General features: G+C 50.5%; 15 protein-coding genes and 2 pseudogenes. 13 read left to right on the forward strand and 4 right to left on the reverse strand.

All coding sequences use genetic code 11. The annotated features are described in order from the left end of the window. From QJQ48_RS26350 to QJQ48_RS26395, 10 genes and pseudogenes are all read left to right on the forward strand, one after another. A pseudogene (locus QJQ48_RS26350) lies at positions 1 to 904 on the forward strand (hypothetical protein); the annotation flags it as partial. Between the two features lie 14 nt (positions 905 to 918). Further along, a complete protein-coding gene (locus tag QJQ48_RS26355) occupies positions 919 to 1,452 on the forward strand; it encodes a CIS tube protein (RefSeq protein ID WP_346294219.1) in 534 nt (177 codons plus the stop codon). A 57-nt stretch (positions 1,453 to 1,509) separates the two neighbouring features. Next, positions 1,510 to 3,219 carry a VgrG-related protein gene (locus tag QJQ48_RS26360; RefSeq protein WP_346294220.1) on the forward strand — a complete coding sequence of 570 codons (1,710 nt, stop codon included), beginning with the start codon at positions 1,510 to 1,512 and terminating at the stop codon, positions 3,217 to 3,219. Between the two features lie 45 nt (positions 3,220 to 3,264). Further along, the gene (locus QJQ48_RS26365) at positions 3,265 to 3,723 is read left to right on the forward strand and encodes a PAAR domain-containing protein (RefSeq protein WP_346294221.1); all 459 of its coding nucleotides are present in this window, start codon (positions 3,265 to 3,267) and stop codon (positions 3,721 to 3,723) included. A 166-nt stretch (positions 3,724 to 3,889) separates the two neighbouring features. Beyond that, positions 3,890 to 4,363, forward strand: coding sequence for a hypothetical protein (locus QJQ48_RS26370; protein WP_346294222.1), 474 nt, complete (start codon positions 3,890 to 3,892; stop codon positions 4,361 to 4,363). 66 nt (positions 4,364 to 4,429) lie between these two features. Then, positions 4,430 to 4,609 (forward strand): hypothetical protein, encoded by a 180-nt coding sequence (locus tag QJQ48_RS26375; protein ID WP_346294223.1) that lies wholly within the window; start codon positions 4,430 to 4,432, stop codon positions 4,607 to 4,609. Next, a complete protein-coding gene (locus tag QJQ48_RS26380; protein WP_346294233.1) occupies positions 4,596 to 5,015 on the forward strand; it encodes a type III secretion system chaperone family protein in 420 nt (139 codons plus the stop codon). The genes QJQ48_RS26375 and QJQ48_RS26380 overlap by 14 nt, the downstream gene beginning before the upstream one ends. A 122-nt stretch (positions 5,016 to 5,137) precedes the next feature. After that, on the forward strand, positions 5,138 to 5,575 hold the full coding sequence (locus QJQ48_RS26385; protein WP_346294224.1) for a GPW/gp25 family protein: 438 nt from the start codon (positions 5,138 to 5,140) through the stop codon (positions 5,573 to 5,575). Further along, positions 5,565 to 7,877, forward strand: coding sequence for a putative baseplate assembly protein (locus tag QJQ48_RS26390; RefSeq protein ID WP_346294225.1), 2,313 nt, complete (start codon positions 5,565 to 5,567; stop codon positions 7,875 to 7,877). The genes QJQ48_RS26385 and QJQ48_RS26390 overlap by 11 nt, the downstream gene beginning before the upstream one ends. Before the next feature lie 7 nt (positions 7,878 to 7,884). Next, positions 7,885 to 8,943: a phage tail protein gene (locus QJQ48_RS26395; protein WP_346294226.1), complete on the forward strand. Its 1,059-nt coding sequence runs from the start codon at positions 7,885 to 7,887 to the stop codon at positions 8,941 to 8,943. Position 8,944: 1 nt separating this feature from the next. On the opposite strand, the gene QJQ48_RS26400 is transcribed toward QJQ48_RS26395, so the two are convergent. The 4 genes from QJQ48_RS26400 to QJQ48_RS26415 all read right to left on the reverse strand — a co-directional run bounded on the left by QJQ48_RS26400 (position 8,945) and on the right by QJQ48_RS26415 (position 17,026). Further along, complete coding sequence (locus QJQ48_RS26400; RefSeq protein ID WP_346294227.1) at positions 8,945 to 10,774, reverse strand: tetratricopeptide repeat protein; 1,830 nt, start codon at positions 10,772 to 10,774, stop codon at positions 8,945 to 8,947. Positions 10,775 to 11,130: 356 nt separating this feature from the next. After that, a complete protein-coding gene (locus tag QJQ48_RS26405) occupies positions 11,131 to 12,486 on the reverse strand; it encodes a DUF3131 domain-containing protein (RefSeq protein WP_346294228.1) in 1,356 nt (451 codons plus the stop codon). A 5-nt stretch (positions 12,487 to 12,491) separates the two neighbouring features. Next, positions 12,492 to 16,748, reverse strand: a complete 4,257-nt coding sequence (locus QJQ48_RS26410) for a DUF3131 domain-containing protein (protein ID WP_428843101.1) — start codon at positions 16,746 to 16,748, stop codon at positions 12,492 to 12,494. A 68-nt stretch (positions 16,749 to 16,816) separates the two neighbouring features. Continuing rightward, on the reverse strand, positions 16,817 to 17,026 hold the full coding sequence (locus QJQ48_RS26415; protein WP_346294230.1) for a hypothetical protein: 210 nt from the start codon (positions 17,024 to 17,026) through the stop codon (positions 16,817 to 16,819). A gap of 357 nt (positions 17,027 to 17,383) precedes the next feature. Between QJQ48_RS26415 and QJQ48_RS26420 the strand changes: the two genes are divergently transcribed. The 3 genes and pseudogenes from QJQ48_RS26420 to QJQ48_RS26430 all read left to right on the forward strand — a co-directional run. After that, a complete protein-coding gene (locus QJQ48_RS26420) occupies positions 17,384 to 19,447 on the forward strand; it encodes a SpoIIE family protein phosphatase (RefSeq protein WP_346294231.1) in 2,064 nt (687 codons plus the stop codon). A 305-nt stretch (positions 19,448 to 19,752) separates the two neighbouring features. Further along, positions 19,753 to 20,623: pseudogene (locus QJQ48_RS26425) on the forward strand (IS630 family transposase). Between the two features lie 427 nt (positions 20,624 to 21,050). Then, positions 21,051 to 22,377, forward strand: a 1,327-nt coding sequence (locus QJQ48_RS26430) for a calcium-binding protein (protein WP_346294232.1), incomplete at its 3' end; no start/stop codon positions are given.

Consider the following 22,377-nt stretch of genomic DNA (forward strand, 5'->3'; position numbering starts at 1 on the left):
TGCTGAATCTATTCAACCGCGATCGCCAGAGACGCCATCCCCACAGCTACAATCCCCCATTTCACTCACGCCTTCTCAGCCCAATCCAACACCTCAACTCCCAGCTTCACCTAATCCAGAAAACCAACCCCTAGCCCAGCGATCGCCCGCTCTATCCCCGCCTGATGCCCATAACAACCAGTCCCCAATCCAGCGATCGCCCGCTCCCCTGCCCGCTCCATCACCTTCTCCAACTCTCCCCTCTCCTCCCCTTCCCCACCGCTACCTCACCCATCCCCTCGGCACCCGTTCCCCCCTCCAGCGCCGCATCGAAGCCACAGATGAACCTTGGCAAACCCAGTTCAGCCTAGGCAGCAGCCCCCCCGCTACAGCGTCCTGGCAGGACCAGTTTCAGTTAGAGGCCGATATGGAAGTTGAAAAGATCACCCCTGAGCCATCAGCACCTGAAACAGCGATCGCAGAGACAACTGAAACGGAATCGGACATTCCAGAGAGTGCGGTAGAAGCGATCGCACCAGCATCAGACAGTTCTACGCCTCCTATACCCGGACAGCGTAGCTCGGTTGCCATCGGGGAAGCGGAGCTAGAAATTCTGGCGCGCGTTATGTATAGCCTGCTGCGATCGCGCTTAGAAATTGAGCAAGAGTTTCACTATGGTCGTTCAACTAGCTCCTCGCTGTGGATAGACCAGACGGCACCGTGCGATTGGTCAGATGCAGCAGCAAAAACAGAAGCAGGACAAGGGCTGAGTCAGCCGGGGCAGCTTTGGCTTGAACTAGAGGCCAATAGCTTAGTAATCGACAAGAACATATCGGACTTGTATCAGACAGTTTATGCCTTGTATCGCGATCACTTCGAACTGCTCAAAGATCGTCAACCTTATTTCCTCAGTCACTCACTCTAACGCAGGAGACCGTTATGACAAAAGTCGCAAAAGCTACCTTAACTCCCTGGGAAAAGGGGAAAGCCGCAGAAATCAAGTTTATGTTCAATCCCAAAGAACTAGCCTTTGAGAATACCGTGGAAACTTCGTCTAATCCAGGCGCGCGATCGCAGCGAACAGGTAAACAAAAAGTCAATTTCTCGAATATACCGCCTAAAAAAATAACTATTTCGAATATTTTGTTCGACACTTACGAATCAGGCAAAGACGTTTTTGAAGAGCATATTAAAGATTTACAAGCAGCCGTTCATTTTGTTAGTGAAGAGCAAAAGGAGCAAAAACCACCCGTTTATACTTTCACCTGGGGTAAAACATATTTAGACTATTGCTTTATTGAAAAGCTGAACTACAAGCTAACTAAGTTTCTAGCAGACGGTACGCCTGTGAGAGCCGTGATTGATAGTCTCACCCTAGTTGAAACTGATAGACCTGACAACAGTTCTAGTTCTCCTTCTGCTAAACCGACACCGAAAACTGATAATCAGAAAAGCCGTAAGCAAAAGCGTTGATTAGGCAGATTTTCTCTTTTTATTTAAGTTTAGCTCTATATTCAAAGTATTCCGGCTATGACTGTTAACTACCGTGCCCTGCCTGTCCTGAAAATTAACGATGAAGAAGCTGAAACAGAGCTTGCAGAAAACATTTTGCAAATTACTGTTGAAGAAAGCTTGCATCGTCCAGGTTTGTTTACGCTGGTCATCCGCAATGATTATCAGCCAGGAACCGATCAGGATGAACCTTGGCGCAAGGTCAAACAGCTTGAAATTGGCGATACTGTTTCCATTGGCTTTGACCCCAGTCTGACGCAGGCGGAGGAGCAATCTTCTAAAAAAAGTGGTCAGCAGCAAGAAGATACTCCCCTCATTCAGGGAGAAATTACGTCTATCGAAGCGCATTTTACCGAACGGACGCAAGCCCCTATTATCATTAGAGGCTATGACGTCTCGCATCGACTCCATCGCGGTCGTTACAATCGCTCCTTTCAAAATTTGACTGACAGCGATGCCGTCGAAAAAATTGCGAAAGAAAATGGCATTGACCTCGCTACAGTTGATGATAGCGGCGAGCCTCATGACTATCTATTCCAAGAAAATCAAACCAACATGGAGTTTCTGCGAGAGCGGGCTAATCGAATTGGTTTTGAGTTATTTATCCAAGACGGCAAGCTCAACTTTCGTAAGCCCGACGCTAGCGATCCTTTTGAACTAGTTTGGCTCAAGGATATTCGTAGCTTTCGCGTGCGGCTCACTAGCACTGAGCAAGTACAAGAAGTTGAGGTACGCGCCTGGGATTACATCACAAAAAAGCCCATTATCTCAACAGCTAAGTCTGAAAAGCTGATTACGGATACAGAAATTCAAAAACAGAAAAATTTTCAGAATGAAAAAAGAAGCAATGATGTGAACACGGCTTTTGACGGTATGAAAGCGGAGCCAAGAATGATCGTAGTAGATCAGCCAGTTTTTAAGCCTAAAGAAGCAGACGCGATCGCTCAGGCCCTTTGCAACGAACTCGGCGGTCAATTTATCGTTGCAGATGCTAAAGGCGAAGGCAATCCCAAAATCCGCCCCGGCGTTTTCATTGAACTAAAAGACTTAGGCCCTTACAGCGGCAAATATTATGTCACAGAAACTCGCCATGTCTACGCTGAAAGGGTTTACACAACAGAATTTTGCGTGCGGGGGTTGCGCAGTGGCGATCTGCTGACTACGCTAGCGCCGGAAGCGCGTTTGCGCCCAGGACAAACGCTTTTGGTCGGCATTGTGACCGACAATGAAGATCCAGACGGGCTAGGCCGCGTTAAGGTGAAACTGCCAACTTTGACCGAGGATCACAACAGCAACTGGGCAAGGGTTGTTAGTATTGGAGCGGCCAATAATCGCGGTTTTGACTGTTTGCCAGAAATTGATGACGAGGTTTTAATTGCATTTGAGCATGGCAATATTCATCGCCCCTACGTGTTAGGTGGAGTTTGGAACGGTAAAGATACACCGCCTAATTCTGTAGCAGATAATATCCGCGACGGCCAGGTACGTTTGCGTACGTTCAAAACCCGCACGGGACACCAGATTCAGTTTATTGAGGAGGACAAAGGCAACAGTAAAGCAGGTGTAAAAATTACTACTAAAGGAGGGCATCAAATCTATCTGAACGATAGTGATGGCAGCATCAGTATTAGCTCAACCGGAAATTTGAAGATCAGCGCCAAAAAAGATATGGATATTACCGCTGATGGCAATATTACGGTTAGGGGAAATATGATTTATTTGAATTAACAGTATTCTATTTATTATTAAATAAGTACGGAGGAAAGAAACAAAATGGGACAATCAGCAGCTAGAATTGGCGATACCGTAGCCCATCTCACTCCCCCAGTTCTGACCGGAGGACCAGGCAGTTTGAACGTCATGATCGGCGGTCAACCCGCCTGGCGAGGTATTCCTTTGAGCGCAGTAGCGTCTCTGCCACCCCCAACCGAAGAACCACCCCCGGAACCTGAAGAAGGTGAAGAAGGACCGACCGAAGAAGAGCAATCTGCACAGCAGGAGGAAGCAGCCGCTGAGCTCGCTAGTATGAGCGGCGGGGCTGACATTCATGCCTGCGTTCAACCTTCTCCTGTACCTTTTTGTGTTGATGGACCGGGTGTCGTTATTACGGGCAGCGCTACGGTAATGATCAATGGTTTGCCAGCGTGTCGTCAGGGCGACATGATTTTGGAAGTTTTAGGCCCACCAAATAGTATTACAAGCGGGTGCCCTAACGTGCAGATCGGCGGCTGAACATCGTTTCTTTGCTCTGAAATGATCTGAAGTCTAGTACCTGAAACAACGGGGATGGCTCATGAAAAGACAAATTCAAGCAAGACGTAGGGGCTCAGGAGTTGGTAAAACTAAGCAAGCTGGGCAGAGGCGATCGCGCTTTGCGCCGCGGCCTTTTCCGACTGAAATGAATAGCGCCGCTCCCGATATCAACCAGGCCCAGCAAGATCGCATTGCCCGTTCCAGTCCGGGTGTGATGGACATTCCCCTTTATCCGCCGACAGGTAGTCAAGCGGCTGCTGGTACGGGGTCTGTGCAGATGCGGCAAAACGAAGCCAACCTGAAACCACCTCGCGGCACCCTGCAGCGCCAGCAAATGGACGCTGAAAAGCGGCAGGATGAGCTGAACCTGATGCCTCAAGAATCTGCGCTGCCGGATGAGGAAAAAGAAGAAGCGGTGCAGGCCAAGCAAGAAGATGAGGCGATCGCCGCCATTGAAGATGTAGGCGATGAAGAACAGGAGCAGCTCCAAGCTAAAGCTGAAGCCGAAGCCGTTGAAGCCGAAGCCGACAAAGAGATTCAGAAAAAAGAGGAGAAGAAGGACGAGCTGAAAACTAAGCTTGAGCCAGAGGAGAAAAAAGAAACTGAGCTGAAGAAGTAGTTTGATCGACGAGTATGGCCGCAGGTAGGGATTGAATCGCGATCGCAGCACTCCGAGGACGCACACATGGTGGACAGTCGGCAGTTTACCACCAAGTTCTCCAGCCAACCCCAATCCTCCCCATCACCGCTGTTTCAAAAGCGTCCTTTTGCCGCTGAAGCTGAGACAGATATAGACGAACCGGCAGCGCCGCAAGCCTGCCCTGAAGCCTACGCGCAACCAAATCTGCTGGATATCCCTCCATGACTGGTCATTCACTCGCCTCAAAGGCGAAACCTCCCTCCGCCTAGCCTTTGCAGGCAACAACGGCCAATGGAACTGCATTGCCCAAGCCAGAGAACAACAGCAGCAAGCCGTCTTCTATTCCATCAGCCCCATCACCTCACCTCCAGATCGCCGCCCGCCAATGGCCGAGTTTCTCACCCGTGCCAACTACGGCTTAATCATCGGCAACTTTGAACTTGACTTCGGTGATGGCGAAATCCGTTACAAAACCAGCCTTGACGTTGAGGGCGATCGCCTCTCCCAAGCCTCAATCAAACAGCTTGTTTATACCAGTGTCCTCACAATGGATCAATATCTTCCTGGAATTGAAGCCGTCATTAAATACGGCATGAACGCCGAAGCCGCGATCGCCTTAGTTGAGTCTTAGTACCACATCGCCTTTTGCACAATTCTCTCGTTACTTAAAGATGTTTGAATCATAGTCCCTATCCAAGATTTGCATGTTACCCTTAATCAACTTTTGAGTCATGCGATCGCTCTCAATGCCTCATGCCCTCTAGTCTCAACCCTCTACCCAACGACTACATTGGTGCCGGTATAGCCTTTCCCATTAGTACCAACGTGCAGGGTAGCCTGCAACTCAGCAGCGGTACGGTCAACCTAGAAGAATCCATCCGCATTATTCTGGGGACTAAACTCGGTGAGCGGGTCTACCGGCCTAACTTTGGCTCTCGCCTATCTGAGATGGTATTTGAGCCAATGAATACCCAGGTGTTGCTGCTGATTCGCCTCTATGTGCAAGAAGCCTTAGAAATGTGGGAGCCGCGCATTTATCTGCGAGACATTGTCACCGAGCCAGATCCCACCAGCGGTCAGGTGAATATCAACATTATCTATCAACCCAAAGACAGCTACGACACCCGTAGCCTGGTGTATCCGTTCTACCTACTGCCCCCTGGAGAAGAGACGGCTGACTATGGAACCTGAGTATTTAGAAGCAGCGAAGTTTCTGCCCCAACTCCCCAAGTCCAACCTAGATGATCGCACCTTTGAAGAGCTAGTCGAAGAGTGCCTGCTGCGGATTCCGCGCTATTGCCCAGAGTGGACTAACTACAACCCAGGCGATCCAGGCATCACCCTGATTGAGCTGTTTTCCTGGCTTGTACACCAGATGCTTTACCGCTTTAATCAGGTGCCCCGCCGTCACTACGTGGCGCTGCTGGAGCTGCTCGGTATTCGCCTGCAGCCACCGCGTCCGGCCCAAACTGCGCTGACGTTCTACCTCACCAAAGCCCAAGCTGAGCCAAAAAGCATTCCAGCGGGGACTGAAGTAGCTACCGTCCGTACCGCAACCCAGGAAGCGATCATTTTCACGACAGACCAGGCGCTGATCATTGGGCAGCCGCAGATCAAGCACCTGCTGCGATCGCCCACCCTCAGCGATCGCCCTACAGCAGAGAATTTAAGCAACCGCTTCCGCAATTCAGTCCCTGAGCAAACGCGGCAGTGGGGTAATTTAGCAGTAGCCATTAACCTGTTTGAACCCTGTCAGCCCGGCAGTAGCTTCTATTTAGTTCTAGAACCAGCAGGGCTGCACCGGCCCGCTAGCGCCGAAACCGAACTGCCTACCGATGCGATCGCGGGCAATATCCTCGCTTTTACCTTTCGCGGCCCCGCTGCCGTGACCACCGGCATCAACACTGACAATCCGCCGCTTAGGTGGCAAGCCTGGAACGGCGATCGCTGGGTAGACGGCATTTTGCGCCAGCAACAGGACGATCGTACTAAAGGTTTCAGCTTTGACAAGCTCGGTCAGGCCGCACCCAACCCGGAGCAGGAAGGAGCCGACGTGATTTTGCACCTGCCCCAGCACTGGCCGGTGACTGAGTGGGGGGGCTATCAGGGCCAGTGGATTCGCTGCGTGTATGAAATTTCTGCGCCGGATCAGTATGGCTATGAGCGATCGCCCGAAATTATCGGCCTGCAGGTGCGATCGATTGGCGGCACCGTGTCGGCCAGTGAGTGCGTGCAGGTGAGCGAGGAGTTTCTGGGTGTCAGCGACGGCAAGCCAGGACAGGTCTTTGAGCTAGAGGGCCAGTCGGTACTCAGCCGCCTGCCGGAAGAGCATATTTGGCTGAGGCTGCCTAATGGCGAACGTGAAGACTGGCAAGAAGTGTCCGACTTGGCCGACTCGAATGAGCAAACCTGCCACTACCTGCTAGATTCTAAAACCGGCTCAGTCCAGTTTGGTCCCCTAATCCGCGAGCCGTCCCAGATTGCCCAGCAAACCTATGAGCGCAGCCGGCTACAGTCTTGGGGACGCCCCGTGCGATCGCGCTCCCCCCAGGCCCCTGATAGCGCCGCCCTACCGGCAGTTCTCGATCCAGACGATCGCGCTTTAGAAAGGCAATATGGCAAAGTGCCGCCGCTAGGCGCTGAAATCTATATGAGCCGCTACCGAGTGGGAGGCGGCAGTCGCGGCAACCTACAGGCTGAAAAGCTGACGGTGATGAAAACTTCGATTCCCTACGTCAAAAGCGTCATCAATTATGTCAGAGCGGAAGGTGGTCTTGATGCCGAATCTTTAGACGACGCGGTGATGCGAGTTCCAGCCCTGCTGCGCACCCGCAAGACGGCGCTGACGCCAGAAGATTTTGAACATCTGGCCCGCCGGTTGGAGCTACCCCGCCCTATCTACCGCGCCCACACAATAACGCTGCCAGATCTAACCACGCCAGGCGTTGTGCGGCTGCTGGTGATTCCCGACTTGCCGACTGAAGCGCGATCGCTAGAGCGAGGCATTCATCCCGACCAGTTTTTACTCGACGATACCCTAAAACGGGAGCTAACGCGTCAAATTGACTTGCACAAAGCCCTCGGCATTCGAGTGCAGCCAGAGCCGCCTCAGCTCGTCGGTGTGCAGGTGGTGGCCGAAGTGTTGCTGCAACCCCAATACAGAAATCCAGAAGCTGCCGCTGAAGTCAGCCCCCAGATCAAAGCAGCCCTCTATCACTTTCTCAATCCCATTACCGGCGGCTTTGAGCAAACTGGCTGGCCGTTGGGCCGAGCGGTGCAGGTCTCCGATATTATTGCGCTATTGCAGAGCCTACCTACGGTGAGCTATGTAGCGCATGTAAAGCTGTTTAGCCTGCGCCCATACGGTGAAGAACGACGCTGGCTCAGCTTGCCAATTCCAGAGGGGGTGATTTCGCTCAGCCCGCTGGAAGTGGCCTGTTCTTGGGCGGATAACGAGCTAGAAACAGGTCACGTAATCGAGCTAATCACCTAAGCACGCTATGACTTCATCTTCCCAGCCACGTCCCACAGTCAGCCTGGATGTCATTTCGGCTGAAATGCCCGTAGCCGTGGATGTCGTCCCCTTTGGCACTGGCTCGGAGCAGGCCACAACTCATCTGGTGCTGCTGCCAGGCAAGCTGGGAGAATTTGGCGTGCGGCTACAAAACCTGGGTAATCAGGAATTACAGCTCACGCTGAAGCTGAAAAATAACTTTCCGGCCGACTGGATTTATCTCAATGGCGCCGAACTAGACTGGCGATCGCCAGCTAGCCCCGACGTGCCCTGGCAAACCCAGCCCTTTGTGCTGTCCCCTAAACAGACACTGCAAAAAAATATTACCTTTCAGGTACCAGCAGATTTCTTTGAAGAGCAAGCCGCATTAGTCGCTCAGGAAGCTTTAGAACAACAATACCAAGGCCAGCTTTATCTCTACGCCAGTCGGCCCCAGACAGATCGAGAGCAGCTGGTGGGCTATCAGGCCGTCAGCTTTCACGTCCGGCCCCTGTGCGGCTATCTTGATTTTTTGCCAGAAATTTACCAGCAGTCTGAATTTCTAGGCCGGTTTCTGACAATTTTTGAGCAGGCATTTGACCCCACGGTGCAAACGCTTGATACGTTTTGGGCCTATCTTGACCCGCTGACGGCGCCCAAAGCGCTGTTGCCGTTTCTGGCCGAGTGGGTTGCCTGGCCGATGAATCCGCGCTGGAAACTCAAGCAGCAGCGGCGGTTGATTCGTCATGCCGTGGAGCTGTATCAGTGGCGCGGCAGCCGTCGGGGGCTGCAGTTTGCATTGCATCTGTGTACGGGGCTGCCGCTGAGCGAAGACCATATTCAAATTAAAGATGCTGGCGAGATTGAGTTTACGCTGGGAGACGTGGTGCTAGCTGACGAGCCAACCTTAGGCGGCGGGCGGTCTTTTCACTTTTCGGTGGTGCTACGGCCTGCTACAGCAGAGCAGGCTAGGGAGATAGACGAAGCCCTAGTGCGCAGCATTATTGAGCAGGAAAAGCCCGCTTTTTGTACCTACGAGCTAGAAATTGTAGACGGGGTGGATTAGCCTACCGTAGCCATTGGGTGCATTCACCAAAGCCACCAGCCGTTTCGGCTGAGGCTAGCAGTAGGTAGTCGCGGCAGCTCTGGGCTAGCGTATAGTCCGGATTTAGATTCAGGGCTTGTTCAAAGGTTTCGACGGCGCTTTGGCGGGCTTGCAAGCCAGTTAGGGCAATACCCAAGCCGGTCACAGCGTAGACGTTTTCCGGTTCTAGCGTTAGGGCAGCCTTAAAAGCCTCGCGGGCTGACCAGTAGTTACAGCTATAGAGCTGTACCAGACCCAGGGTGTACTGGTTGGCAAAGGCATCGGGATGAAGGTTGGCAGCGTTGCTGGCAGAGCTTATAGCATTTTCCAGTTGCCCGCTGCGCTGGGCGCAACTGTTCTCCATGATTTGAGGTGAGAGAATATGAGCCGTTGCGTGGTTGGCGTAGAGGTTAGCCAGGAGCGGCTGATCTAGCAAGGGGAATCCCCAGGTCCGGTGCTGCTCAGCGTGGAGCCTAATAGCGGTCAAGTAAGCCGCGATCGCTCCGTCAAAATCATCCAGCGAAGTTAAAATCCGCCCGTGGTTAAACAGCGCTAGAATACGCCCTCTGTGAAAAAAGACGGGAAGCTCGGCGTAATCTCGCTCAAAAGCTTCTCCGGGTATGTTGCGATCGTCCTGATACAAACTCAACAGCTCATCATAGAGCGTCAGCGCCTGTTCAATTTTGGCTAAGCCTGCTGCCGCATCGTCTAAATGCCACAGGCTCACAGCCTGATTGTTCCAACCCGCTGGATAGTCAGGTTTGATGGCGATCGCCCGTTCTGCCGCTGCCAGCGCTGCTTCGTAGTCCCCTAGGCCAATTAGCGCGGCACCCTGCTGCGCCCAGCCGTAAGCAGAACCGGCTGCCTCCCCAGCGCGGCCCCAATTGTTGTTACCCTGCAGCGCCGCTTCGCAGGCTGCTGCCGCCGCCTCATACTCCGATAGCTCAGTTAGCACAGCACACTGATGCGCCAGCGCCAGGGAATAGTCTGGTAGCAGAGCGATCGCCCGCTCATAGGAGGTCAGGGCTCGTTCATAATCACCTAGCTGCTCTAAGGCCAGTCCCTGCTCCACCCAGAGCGCTGCGTCATCAGGATTCACTGCTAGCGCCTGCTCATAGGTATCTACAGCCAGATTGAGGGAACATCGCTCGACCTGGGGCACTTCATCTGCGTAGGGATATAGCTCAGTGGCTAAAACACATAGCCCAGCTTTGGCCATCACGTCCTCCGGCTCTACCGCTAAGGCCCTTTCAAAAGAGTCCAAGGCTGTTTCTAAACGGCCCAATGATTGCAGCGCCAGACCCCGGTAGTACCAGGCTATGGCCGGGGAGCGATCGCTCCAGCTACCATTGATTTGCAGAGCTGATTCGCAGGTATCTACGGCTTCGTCATAGCGGTTGAGCTGATAAAAGGCGGCGCACTGGTAGGCCAGGGAAATGGAATCTCGTGGCGCTACCTGCAGGATGCGGCCATAGGAGGCGATCGCCTCTAAATACTCCCCCAGTTGAAACAGCGCGTAGCTGCGGGCTGCCCACAGATCGATATTGTCCTCGTCTGGCTCTAGGGCGATCGCCTGCTCGCAGGTTTCCAACGTTTTTGTATAGTCAGTATCTTCGCTCAGCAGCCGGCACTGCTCAGCCCAGAAGTCAAACTCCTCGTATTCAAATTCTGACGGCTCCTGAGCTATCCACCCGTCAGTCTGCCAAGCTGCTGAGCTGAAACGCGGATGATGAACTGCTCCAGCTGGAATCGGCCCTGAAACCGCACCCAAAAATCCGCTAAGCGCAATGAGCGTGCCAGTGCGAAAAATCATGAAGTGTGCTTTTTCCCAATAAATAACCTTAGTTATAGAGGTTAATTTTGGAAAGCGATCGCTCATTCAACAGAGCTTTATACAAGCTAAGGGATGAGGATTGAATAATATCCAGAATTAGGTAGCTTGGGGCTTGCCACATAGTTTCATCCTGGCAAGAACTCGTCGAAGAGAATCGGCATTCGCTGCTTAAATTCATCGGTGGCCTTTCGTCCTGTTCGATAGACCTTGTCTGAGAGGGACGCCACAACGGTCATAGGTGTTAGCAGTGACAAAGGTTTGAGCCACTTCCTGAATTTCAGGGCAGTTCATTACCTGATATTTAGCCATCGCCGGGGGCGACTCCACCGACGAGTTTAACGCTGTTTACTAGCTACCTCTAAAATTGGTTTTCCCCCCAAGGCTTTGTAATAGAGAATCTCTAAAATGAGACCATTAGTATTACCTGTCAGAATAGTATTAATATCTTCCGTCTCTTCATAGATTCCAGCATAAAAGCCATCCTCATTATGAGACTGCAGATCTTCTGCAAGATTAATAAGCTTCAGCGTGTAGGGCTTCTCCGGAAAAAGATAGTACCAGCCAAATGCGGCCTTGGTGCTCACTGTCCGCAGCGCCGGGTAAGGCTCATTTTTTTCAGTAATTACCGCCCAAGGCTGATCGTTTGCATACACAGTATTGTATAGAAAATGAGGAGCTTGATCGATATTATCTTCTGAAACAGCGGTTAGCTGACCCGTTTTTTCGTAGCGATTTTCCTGGGCTTGTAATACCGCTTCTGCATAGCTAGCCAATTCAGTATCCCAGCCAAATTCAATCGCTTCTAAGATGTAAGACTCGCTGACGACATAGTTATTGGCATTAGTCGAGTCATAATCTCGCGTATCCACTGGAATTTCAACCCCAGAAATATTCACTCGTTTCATCGGCTCAAGGCTTAAGGCTTCGGTCACATCAAATCCCCAAAGAGCATATCCCCGAGCAGCGTATTCTTCATATCCCAACCGCCCTTCTTGAAGCCGTACGATTTTGCCATCGGATTCTACGATTGCCCCATAGAGCTGTCCCGCTTCAACAGAACGGGCAACTTGCCAGCCTGCAACAATGCCCGAAATCCAGTCATCGTATTGGGGATGGCAAGTCCGAACAATATGAAGAGCGGTCAGCAATCGACCAATATCTAACGCTGACCAGCCGAGACCTTCTGAAGTTGGCTCATTATCATAGTTCACCATCTCTCCAGTAGCGCTGTTGTAGACCTTATTGGGTAAAGCATCATCAACAAGCGGTATTTCTCCTAAGCTGGTTAAAAACTGATTGAGCTGGGCGTCAAATTCGGCTTGGTCAATTAGTTTCAACCAGACGGCTGCATTTAGCGCCATCAAATAATTGCCTTGATCCCAGAGCGTGCCTGAGGGGAATTGGTCGGCTGCATTGGTAAATCCAGTCTCTGGCTGCCGATTATTAACAAAGTACTGCCAAGCAACAGCTGCAAACTCGCGTTCCTGTTCTGAAAGGGGAGTTGATAATTCGCTACAGGCTAGATTCGATTCTGTAGAGGGGAGTGGTGCGGTAGCAGAGCTGCTAGAACTCTGAGGCGATGCCGAGAGAATAGAACCTGAGCAAGCCGTTAGGGAACTAGCGGTTAATAACCCAACGAGTAGTCCCGCAATGGGTTTGGTAAATCTATGATTAAAGGATTGGCAGTTCATGTTCTTTAAGCAGGATAAGTGAGCGGACGGCCCCCCCGGTTTTGATATAGCAAGCTTTCAAGAATGATGGCGTTGGTATTGACATTGATAGCTCGATTAGGGCCTAGATCTGAATTTTCATATCGACCTGACAGATAGCCTCGCTCAACGTCAGCTAGAGATTGGACTGAGCGCCGTAAAATTTGGCAGTAGTCATCATCAGGAAAAAGACTGCTGAGAGCAAATGCCGCCTTTGTACTTAAAAAGCGCAGTTCGGGATGGCTGCGCCCCCGCACGGTCAAAGCAGGCCAAGGTTGCCCGTCAGCGTAAATACTGTAATAGAGAAAGTAGGGTTCGCGATCTAAGGAATCTTCGTTGACTGCTGTCAGAATACCCGTTTGGGCATAGCGATTAGCCTGAATGCTGCGTAAATTGTCAATTTGAGGCTGAATAGATTCAGGCCAGCCCATTTCTAGGCCCCATAGCAGGTAGGGATCATTGGTTAGGTGGTTGCTGGCACCGGAATTACTGCGGTTGCGCTGATCTATCACAAACTCAAAACCATCTATAGTGACTGTTTGGGTTGGCGGATTATAGAGCGCATTTTCTGCTTCAAGGCCCCAAAGTTTGAGGCCATAGGCGGCATACTGCTCATAGCCAAAGCGACCTTCCTGCCAATATTGCAAACCATTTTGGCTAGAACCGCTGCCCCACAACCAGCCTTCATTAACTAGTTTATTGAGGTCGTAGCGGGCGTTAATCTGCTCAATGCGATCGCGATAGGCTGGGTAATGAACTTCAAGCGTGTGTAGCGCAATAAAATAACGGGCTAAGTCCATTACTGACCAACCGCTACCTCCCTGAGGATCAGGCTGATTACTCAGCGTCCGCATCTCAGCCGTGCTGGTGCTGTAGGCTTTATTGGGTAGATCTGTTGAGGGTAGGGGTAAGGTCTGTAACGTATTGAGCAAGCGCGAAATCTTGCTGTCAAACTCTGTTTGAGCTAGAAGACCTAATTGGTAAGCTGCGTGCAGGCCCAAAATAGCGCTGCCCTGATCCCACCAGGTTGCCCAGTCTAAACCATCAACCCCATTGACCATGCCCGTACTGGGGTTCCAGTTGCTTTCAAAATATGTCCAAGCTAGACGAGCAGCAGACTGATCTTCTTTGTTAGGCAATTCTGCTGCCGTAGCAAGCGGAAAAGAGAGGATCGCTGAAGAGGGGGTAGCGCTAGGCTGATTGACTGCTGGCGTTGTGTTCTGGGCGATCGCCGGAGCAGGCTGCAATCTTTCATCCGCTTCAATTTCTTCCATTCCGTTCGGAGTGGATAAGTCATTGGCATTAGGCAGCGTATTTGAGGTCGTTAGTACAGCAGCAGCGCTACTGGCTGTCTCAGCGGTAGCGCTGCGAGCAATCCAGTAGGTTGTTTGCCCATCTGCCACCATCTCAATCGTCGGCTGATCTCTTTCAGGTAGCCCCAAGCCTAAGGGATCGCCTTCTCGAATTGCCTGCCACCAAGGAGAGTTGGTATTGACGTGAGGTTGAATCAATGGATTTCGGTGCGTGTTTTTGTGCAGCAATGCTTGCAAAATCAGGCTATTGGTGCCGCCAGTGAAGCCAATCGCCCGGCGTCCACCATTTTCGTAAAAACCTTCGTAATATCCCAAGAGTGGGTTATAGAGATCGAGCGTAGCCAGCCACAGTTCTTGTCCATACGGGCTATTAGGAAAGAGTGTGTAGTAGGCAAAGGCGACGGCTGTACTAACAACCCGAGATTTTTCGATTACATTTCCTGTATCATCGACCGCGACCCAGGGCCGACCGTCTGACACAAGCGTACTGTGAACGACATAGGGATCTTCATTAATCAAAGTTGTGCCAGAGGCGCTGAAGTTCCCGGTCTCCTGATAGCGACTCGCTTCGGCCTGATAGATTTCTTGGACTAAAGTGTTGATTTGGGGATCAAAGCCAAACTCCAAACCATAGAGAATAAAGGGCGTACTGATTGTGTTCAGGACTTCTTGTCGATTACGCTGCTCAGCTTGAGAGCGCTGCACGGGGACAGCATGTCCCTGAATACTGTCTGTGAGGTAGTTTCCGCCAACAGATGATCGTTCGGCGTTAAATCCCCAAAGCTGAAATGCCCTAGCAGCATATTCCTCGTATCCCAAAATATCAGCCGGTTTGACGCGGATGCGATCGCGCCCGCGATCGTTTTGATCTAAATGAGCGTTGGCAATACGTCCATTGCGGACAACTCTCAGGTAAGACCAATCGAGTACCGTAGTATCCACAACATCGGTATATTCTGGGTGGCAAGTTTTCAGCGTATGGAGCGCTGCTAGCAGTCGTCCTACGTCTAATCCTGACCAGCCATTACCGCTTGGTGAGTCATTGCCACCATAGTCAATCGGGTCCAGTGTTAATGTGCTATAGGCCCGGTGGGGGAGTTCTCCGGCAAATAGAGGAATTTCCTGTAGTGCGCCTAAGAGGTGGCGAACGCGTTCGTCAAACTTGTCTAAGGTGATGATTTCCATCGCCTGAGCGGCATGGAGGGCCGAGAGATAATCGCCGATGCCCCATAGAGTTGTGCCGTTGACATCGCTGCGATCTGGTACTAGACCTGATGGTTGATGGTTAGCCTCAAAATATTGCCATGCTGTCTCAGCATATCGCCTGTCCGTGATGCTTAGGGTTTTCTGAGGCAGAGGACAGGCGGCAGGTTTCGGTAGACCAACCGGACGAATTGGTGCGATCGCGATGCTTTGTGGTGCCGGTGGAATGGAAGTCTCTGGTGGCCGCGGGGCTGCAACAGTAGGAGGCGCAGTCGCGGCTATTGGCTGTGGAATTTGGGTTTCTTGCGGTGGCGGTGGGGTCGCGGTGGTGGGTGCTGATGGTGGTGGTGGGTTGCCCGCTGTGTTTTCATCCGGCGTGAAAGGCACAGTTGCACTAGAACTGGTCGGAACACCGCTGTCCGACAGCATAGGTTGGAATCCTCTTGCCTTGTAATAGAGGATTTCTAAAATCAATCCGTTCGTATTGCCGGTCAAAATATCATTGAGGGGAGGTTCAGCCTCATACAGCCCAGACTCATAGATACCGGCATAAAACCCCCTGCCTGAGTTGGTCGTGTCCTTGACGTGATCGAAAATTTGTTGGGCGTATGGGTCCTCAGGGTAAACGTAGCGCCAGCCAAATGCAGCTTTAGTGCATAAAGTTCTTAGTTCGGGGTGCAGTTCATTTGCCTCAGTAATGACAGCCCACGGCACGCCATTGGAAAAAACCGTACTGTAAAGGAAGTAGGGAGGCTGATTAATGTTGTCTTCAGAGACAGCCGTCAGCAAACCTGTGTCTTCGTAGCGTCGCTTTTGAGCCTCAAAGACGCGCCGCGCGAAATCCGCTTGTTCTCCCTGCAGGCCAAATTCAATGGCATCAAGAATGTAAGACTCACTGACAACGTAATTATTTGCGTTAGTGTCTTGATAGTTGCGCGTATCAACCGGAATTTGTAGCCCATAAATATCTACGAACTTAAACGGCTCATAAGCTACCGCTTGGGGCACATCGAAGCCCCATAGGGCGTAACCTCGAGCCGCATACTCTTCATATCCTAAGCGTCCTTCCTGAACTTTTAAGGTTTCACCGCTCGGTAAAACCGTGGCTCCATAGAGCATCCCGTCTTGCACAGAGGCGGCAATGTCCCAGCTATCAACAACTCCTGCTAGCCAGTCAGCATATTGGGGATGACAGGTTCGTACAATATGAAACGCTGCCAAGATGCGGCCAATATCCAATGCTGACCAGCCAATCCCACGTTCTAGAGGATTGTTGCCATAGTCCACTATCTCTCCCGTAGCGCTGTTATAGACCTTATTAGGAAGCGTATTTTCAAACAGCGGTAGCTGACTCAGGCTCGTCAAAAACTGATTCAGGCGACTGTCAAATTCGGCCTGGTCAATCAGTCCCATCCACAGAGCGGCATTCATCGCCGCTAAATAGTTACCTAAGTCCCACAAGGTTCCTGAAGGAAAGCCGCCGGCTGAGTTAGACAAGCCTGTATTAGGCTGAACGTTGTCAACAAAGTAGTTCCAAGCCGACTGAGCGTAGGCCATTTCCGCTGCCGTCAAGGGCTGAGTAATAGCACTACACTGCCCACCCTGACTATTCTGCGCAGGAGCAGGGGGTACCGGAATGGTTGCCGTCAAGAAAGATATCAGTAAACCTACTAAGCAGTACGAAAGTAGTCTGACCCATCTTTTCGGTTGAAGGGGAAGTATCACAATTTCATTCAGAAATTAGAAAATCACGATGCAGCAAGTTTGCTCAGGAATGTATTTAAACCATCTGGGCTTTAGTTAAAGCTACTGTTTTTTGGAGCCACTGTCGCGTCATGGGTGAAGATGACAGGTGAATTACGATGCAAGCTGCTCTCAAAGAACCAGCGATCGCGCAAATACTCCATACTCCAAATCAGCCCCAAGCCTGTCAAAATACCCCCCACAACGGATGAGACTACCCAGACCGTGGGCGGAAATTGAAAATCGTAGTCATGATTCATCATTACCGTCCTACTTAGCTACTGCCTCTTCATCAAGATACCCGCGTTGTCTCAAAGAATAGAACTTAATCAAAGTTGATGAATAGTTTCACCCAAGAGATTTTTAGGAAATGGCATTAGCGATTTTGCTTAAAAATTTGAAATCGATCAAACTTAGCACATTCCAGGAATATACTGAATTTTGTTTCGATCGCTAAGTTAGAGAAAAAGAGGGTAATACTTAGAAAGTCAAACTATGCTGTTGATTTACGTAAAGTAAGCATCTTTTTTCGCAACCAGACAGGGTGCAGCTTTTCAGGGTGAGCGATTTGCAAAATAGCGAGATATAACATTCAAGTTTGATCCGTCAAGCTTTTGGCTATGAATGACTATAGAAACACAGTTCTACTGATTGACGACGATGCCGTATCCCGTACGTACATGCGGCTGATGTTGCAAAAAGTTGAATACTCGGTTATTGAGGCAAAAGACGGCATTGAAGGACTAGAGCTGTATCAGCGCCTTTCTCCTGCTTTGGTGTTATTAGATGCCAAAATGCCTGGCATGAGTGGCTTTGAATGCTGTCGAAAGATTCGAAATTTGGATGAAGGAAAATACGTTCCTATCTTGATGGTGACTGGATTAGACGACCAGTCATCCGTTGATGAGGCTTTTTTAGAGGCGGGCGTCTCTGACTATATTACTAAGCCGGTTCAGATGCCGATTCTGATTGGGCGCGTAGGGCACTTGATCCGCTCAGCGGAAGCGGAGCATTTCCTGCGTCGAAGCGAAGAGAAATATCGTTCTTTGATCACTAGTCTGCAAGAAGTTATTTTTCAACTTGACAAAAAAGGGCGTCTTATTTTTGTCAATCCGGTCTGGTCGCGGCTTATGGGCTACAGCGTAGAAAGTAGCTTAGAAATGCCGTTTGAAGCCTTTTTGCATCCCGCTGAACGCAGACGGCATCGCGTGCAGTTTGATAAAGCCTGGCAGCAGTCCAATCGCTGTTTTAGATACCGTAGCCGCTGTCTCAATCAAGAGGGACAGGTGCGCTGGGTTGAAATTCAGCTATGTGCAACTACCGACTCAGACAACCAAGTCATAGATATCTCAGGGCGTCTCAATGACATTACCGATCGCACCATTCGTGAACAGTATCGTAATTTGGAGTACGCCATTGCTCGGATACTTTCCAATGCGGCGGAGACTTCTGCAGCTATTCACCGCTCTCTACAGGCTTTATGCGGTAGTTTAGGCTTCCAGTTCGGCGAGTTTTGGCAAATGGATACTTCTCAGCAAAAACTTAAATGTCGAGAACGTTGGTATCCCAATATTCCATCTTTAGAAGAATTTGCTGACTTTACAAAGACCCTGGCTTTAGAACCGAACGAAGGCATTCCCGGTCAGTCTTGGCAGTCTGATGAACCAGTCTGGGTGGAAAACATTTTCCAGAATGATGCGTTTGTGCGTAAACAGGCTGCTGAGCGAGCTGGCTTTTCCTCGGTACTCAGTTGTCCAGTGAGTCAAGGCATCGAGAAGCTAGGCGTAATTGTTCTCTTTAGCCAAATGGCTTCACCGCCTGAGCATGACCTGCTGCGGTTGCTAACTATTTTGGGTAGGCAGTTGAGCCAGTATATGAAGCGTAAGCAAGCTGAGCAACAAATTCAACAGCAAAATCAGCTGCTGCAATCTGAACTACTGCAGGCTGCCAAGTATGTGGAATCCTTATTGCCAAAAGATTCAAAACAGTTCTCAGCGGGATCGAAAGCTGAGCCTAGTCTCATATTGCGCACGCTTTTTCAGCCTTCAAGTACTTTAGGTGGGGATGCATTTGACTATGTCTGGCTAGATCCCGAACACCTAATGTTTCATCTGTTGGACGTGGCTGGTCATGGTGTTAAATCGGCTCTACTGTCTGTTTCAGTTCTGAATATTCTGCGGCAGCGCACTTTGCAAAATGCTGATTTCTATCAGCCCAACACCGTTCTCCAGGCGTTGAATGATGTTTTTCAGGTGAATGAGGAGGGCGAGGACTACTTTACGTGTTGGTATGGTGTATACAATACGGTTAGCCGAGAGCTAACGTTCGCTACTGCCGGACATCCCCCCGGCGTCCTGATTATGCCAACTGACGAGGGGTGGCAAACACAGTGCTTGGATAGCGATGGTATTGCGATCGGATTATTTCCTGGTATGCCGTTTGAAGCCAAAAAAATCACTGTTTTACCTCAAAGCCGCCTCTACCTTTTCAGCGACGGCGTCTTTGAGATCGCTACAGGAAAAAAGGATGAAATTTGGGGATTTAACGCTTGGAAAGAATTTCTTAGAAAATATACAGAAGAGCAGTCTTCATCGCTTAAACCGCTGCTAACTAAAGCTCAAATGCTGAATAAAAGCTCCATCTTAGAAGATGACTTTTCTGTTTTAGAAGTGAATTTTGCTTGACAGCTTTCTCATAAGCCTCATGGCTGGATTCAGTTAACTATATCTACGCAAATTGCTTGAGTTCTGAAATTCAGCCAAGCTTCAGGGCTGTGCTTCTGTCGGGCAAACGTAGATAAAAACGATATTGCAGGGTACGGTTAAGTACAGGCTTGATACACCATTCTGTAGATCTTTGTGCATTACCCATTTTTGATATTTCAGCACAGCTTCAGCGCAGCTGTACAAAGGGTTATTGCTCGCAAGGTTATATTGCAATAGAAAGCTAAGTTAGGACATCATAAGATGTCGCTACTCCTCTCCATCTTATGCCTGCTGCCTACAGCCTTGACCTGCGTCAAAAAGCACTTGCCGCTGTCGATCGCGGCGAGAAGAAAAGCCGAGTCAGCAAACTCTTCAACATCAGCCGCAATACCCTCGACCTCTGGCTCAAACGGCGTCAAGCGACCGGTAGTGCTGCGCCCAAACAACCGACGCGCCGCGGCCCAGAACCGATAATTAGTGACCTCAATGCTTTTCGCCGCTTCGCCGCTACTCGCGGACACCTCACCCAGCAGCAAATGGCCGAGCAATGGTCAGAAGCCGTGAGCGCTCGCACTATCGGCAAAGCGCTCAAGCGCATCGACTACACGAGAAAAAAAGACTTATGGCTACCGCGAGCGTAACCAAGCGCAGCGCCAAGCCTTTTTGCAACAGCTCTCAGCCTACCAAGCATCTCAGGTCGTTTACCTCGATGAAGCAGGCGTTGATGACACCGAAGACTACCCCTACGGCTACTGTCCTCGTTCAGAGCGCTTCCATGCACTTAAGCTAGGCCATCGCACCAGTCGCATCAGTATGGTGGCTGCTTGGTGCGAGCGTGAGGTGATAGCGCCGATGACTTTTGAGGGATATTGCAACAGTGTGTTGTTTGAAGGCTGGGTAGAGCAGATGCTGGTGCCAGCGCTGCAACCGGGTCAAGTTGTGGTGATGGACAATGCTAGCTTCCATAAGGGAAAGCGAGTCGAGCAGTTGATAGAGCAAGCTGGTTGTCAGGTGTTGTACTTGCCGCCCTATTCACCGGACTACAACAAGATAGAGAAGTTCTGGGCCAGGTTAAAGCACTATCTACGCAAGTATCTGAGGCATTTCAGCAGTCTATGGGAAGCCGTGGATGAGGCGTTTATACAGCTGTCCTAACCGACCCTCTATATGCAATATGCTCTAAATAATGATATTTTCTAATACCAAAATTTATTTTTATCATTGCCGATAGCAGTTGGTCGTCACTGTTTCTTCGCTAAATCTTTCATTTCTGGAAATATACCCAAGTTTGGGATGAACATCACAGAATCATTAAGCTTAATACCTATATTTTAGTTGAAATTACCGCTATTCAGACAATATAAGCCTGGGAAAAATAGTAACAAGAAACACATTTTAGCTAGACCTTGCTCAGCTCTATTCTCAGAATATCTAACAAATTTAGGTAGTTTTTGAGGCTGATTACTGCAAGGAAAATAGCTAATTTTTCAATTCTACTTTTGATTGCACTTAGAACTCTATTCTCTATTTGCAATCGCCACAGCTCAGTCTTTGTTTTCAGTTTAAGTACCTACAGCTTTTCATGAAAAACCAATCTAATCCTCTTGAAAACATCCTCCTAGAGGGCAGCCTTTTTAGCGACATTTTGATTGGACAGATGGATGATGACATCATCTATGGCCTAGCCGGCGATGATGCCTGGCTCAGCGGCGAAGCGGGTTTTGATTTAATTGCTGGGGATGCTGGGGATGATATTCTCTTTGGTGGAGATGACAACGACCTGCTACACGGTGATTTTGCAGCAGGCAGCGGCTGGACGCTAGAGCCAGATGGCAGCTACGGTTACACACCAAGCCTATTTAAGCTGTCCGCTAGTTCTGACGAAGCAGTTTTTTCTTCCTTCTCGGTCCAGGCTGCAGAAAGCTACAATGACTTGCTTCTCGGTGGCGCTGGTCACGATGTCTTGTTGGGCAGTTGGGGGCACGATGCCCTTTTTGGCGGCAGTGGTAATGATATTCTCAACGGCGGCATAGGCAACGATTTTTGGTTGGCTGGTGGACTGGGAGATGATGTCATTAACGGTGATGCCGGTCACGATATTTTAGAGGGCGGTCAGGGCAACGATGTCCTTAATGGCGGCGCAGATAACGACATCCTGACGGGCGAAGCTGATCAAGACCGGCTTTATGGCGGTGATGGAGATGACATTGCAGACGGCGGTGACGGCAACGATCTGGTTGACGGCGGTGATGGACATGATCAACTGCTGGGCGGCAAAGGAGACGATAAACTGCTTGGTGGTGGCGGCAACGACACTTTAGACGGCGGTGATGGGGACGATATTCTGATCGGGGGAGCCGGTGATGACTACTGGATCAGCGGCGGTGTCGGTAATGACGCTCTGTATGGCGAAGCTGGCCATGACGTAATGCATGGGGGCAGCGGCAACGACATCCTCTATGGTGGCCGAGATGACGATACGCTGCTCGGCGGTGATGGGACCGACAAAATTTATGGCGGCGAGGGCATTGATCACATTGATGGCGGTGCCGCTGCAGATCAGATTGAAGGAAATGCTGATAACGATGATATTCACGGCGGCGATGGTGACGATACGATCGCAGGAGGCAGCGGCCATGACAGCCTTTTTGGAGATGCTGGCGCAGATGTGGTTACCGGCGGTGATGGGCATGACTATCTCAGCGGGGGGGAAGGCCATGATCAGCTCGAAGGTAATGCCGGTATGGACACGATCGAAGGGGGAGCCGGTGCTGATTTAATTCGTGGCGGTAGCGGCGACGATGGCTGGCTGTTTGGCGGTACTGGTGCTGACAGAATTCTAGGAGACGAGGGGAATGATGTGCTTTCAGGAGGAGCCGACGATGATTGGCTAGAAGGCAACATAGGCA

This window comes from Sphaerothrix gracilis Ecp01, from assembly GCF_030405905.1.
Lineage (GTDB): Bacteria > Cyanobacteriota > Cyanobacteriia > Phormidesmidales > Phormidesmidaceae > Sphaerothrix > Sphaerothrix gracilis.

What these genes read in the sequence shown, in the direction of transcription:
- QJQ48_RS26355 (WP_346294219.1), top strand. Translation starts at nt 919, where the DNA reads ATGACAAAAGTCGCAAAAGCTACCTTAACTCCCTGGGAAAAGGGGAAA.
- QJQ48_RS26360 (WP_346294220.1), top strand. Translation starts at nt 1,510, where the DNA reads ATGACTGTTAACTACCGTGCCCTGCCTGTCCTGAAAATTAACGATGAA.
- QJQ48_RS26365 (WP_346294221.1), top strand. Translation starts at nt 3,265, where the DNA reads ATGGGACAATCAGCAGCTAGAATTGGCGATACCGTAGCCCATCTCACT.
- QJQ48_RS26370 (WP_346294222.1), top strand. Translation starts at nt 3,890, where the DNA reads ATGAATAGCGCCGCTCCCGATATCAACCAGGCCCAGCAAGATCGCATT.
- QJQ48_RS26375 (WP_346294223.1), top strand. Translation starts at nt 4,430, where the DNA reads ATGGTGGACAGTCGGCAGTTTACCACCAAGTTCTCCAGCCAACCCCAA.
- QJQ48_RS26385 (WP_346294224.1), top strand. Translation starts at nt 5,138, where the DNA reads ATGCCCTCTAGTCTCAACCCTCTACCCAACGACTACATTGGTGCCGGT.
- QJQ48_RS26390 (WP_346294225.1), top strand. Translation starts at nt 5,565, where the DNA reads ATGGAACCTGAGTATTTAGAAGCAGCGAAGTTTCTGCCCCAACTCCCC.
- QJQ48_RS26395 (WP_346294226.1), top strand. Translation starts at nt 7,885, where the DNA reads ATGACTTCATCTTCCCAGCCACGTCCCACAGTCAGCCTGGATGTCATT.
- QJQ48_RS26400 (WP_346294227.1), bottom strand. Translation starts at nt 10,774, where the DNA reads ATGATTTTTCGCACTGGCACGCTCATTGCGCTTAGCGGATTTTTGGGT.
- QJQ48_RS26405 (WP_346294228.1), bottom strand. Translation starts at nt 12,486, where the DNA reads ATGAACTGCCAATCCTTTAATCATAGATTTACCAAACCCATTGCGGGA.
- QJQ48_RS26415 (WP_346294230.1), bottom strand. Translation starts at nt 17,026, where the DNA reads ATGATGAATCATGACTACGATTTTCAATTTCCGCCCACGGTCTGGGTA.
- QJQ48_RS26420 (WP_346294231.1), top strand. Translation starts at nt 17,384, where the DNA reads ATGAATGACTATAGAAACACAGTTCTACTGATTGACGACGATGCCGTA.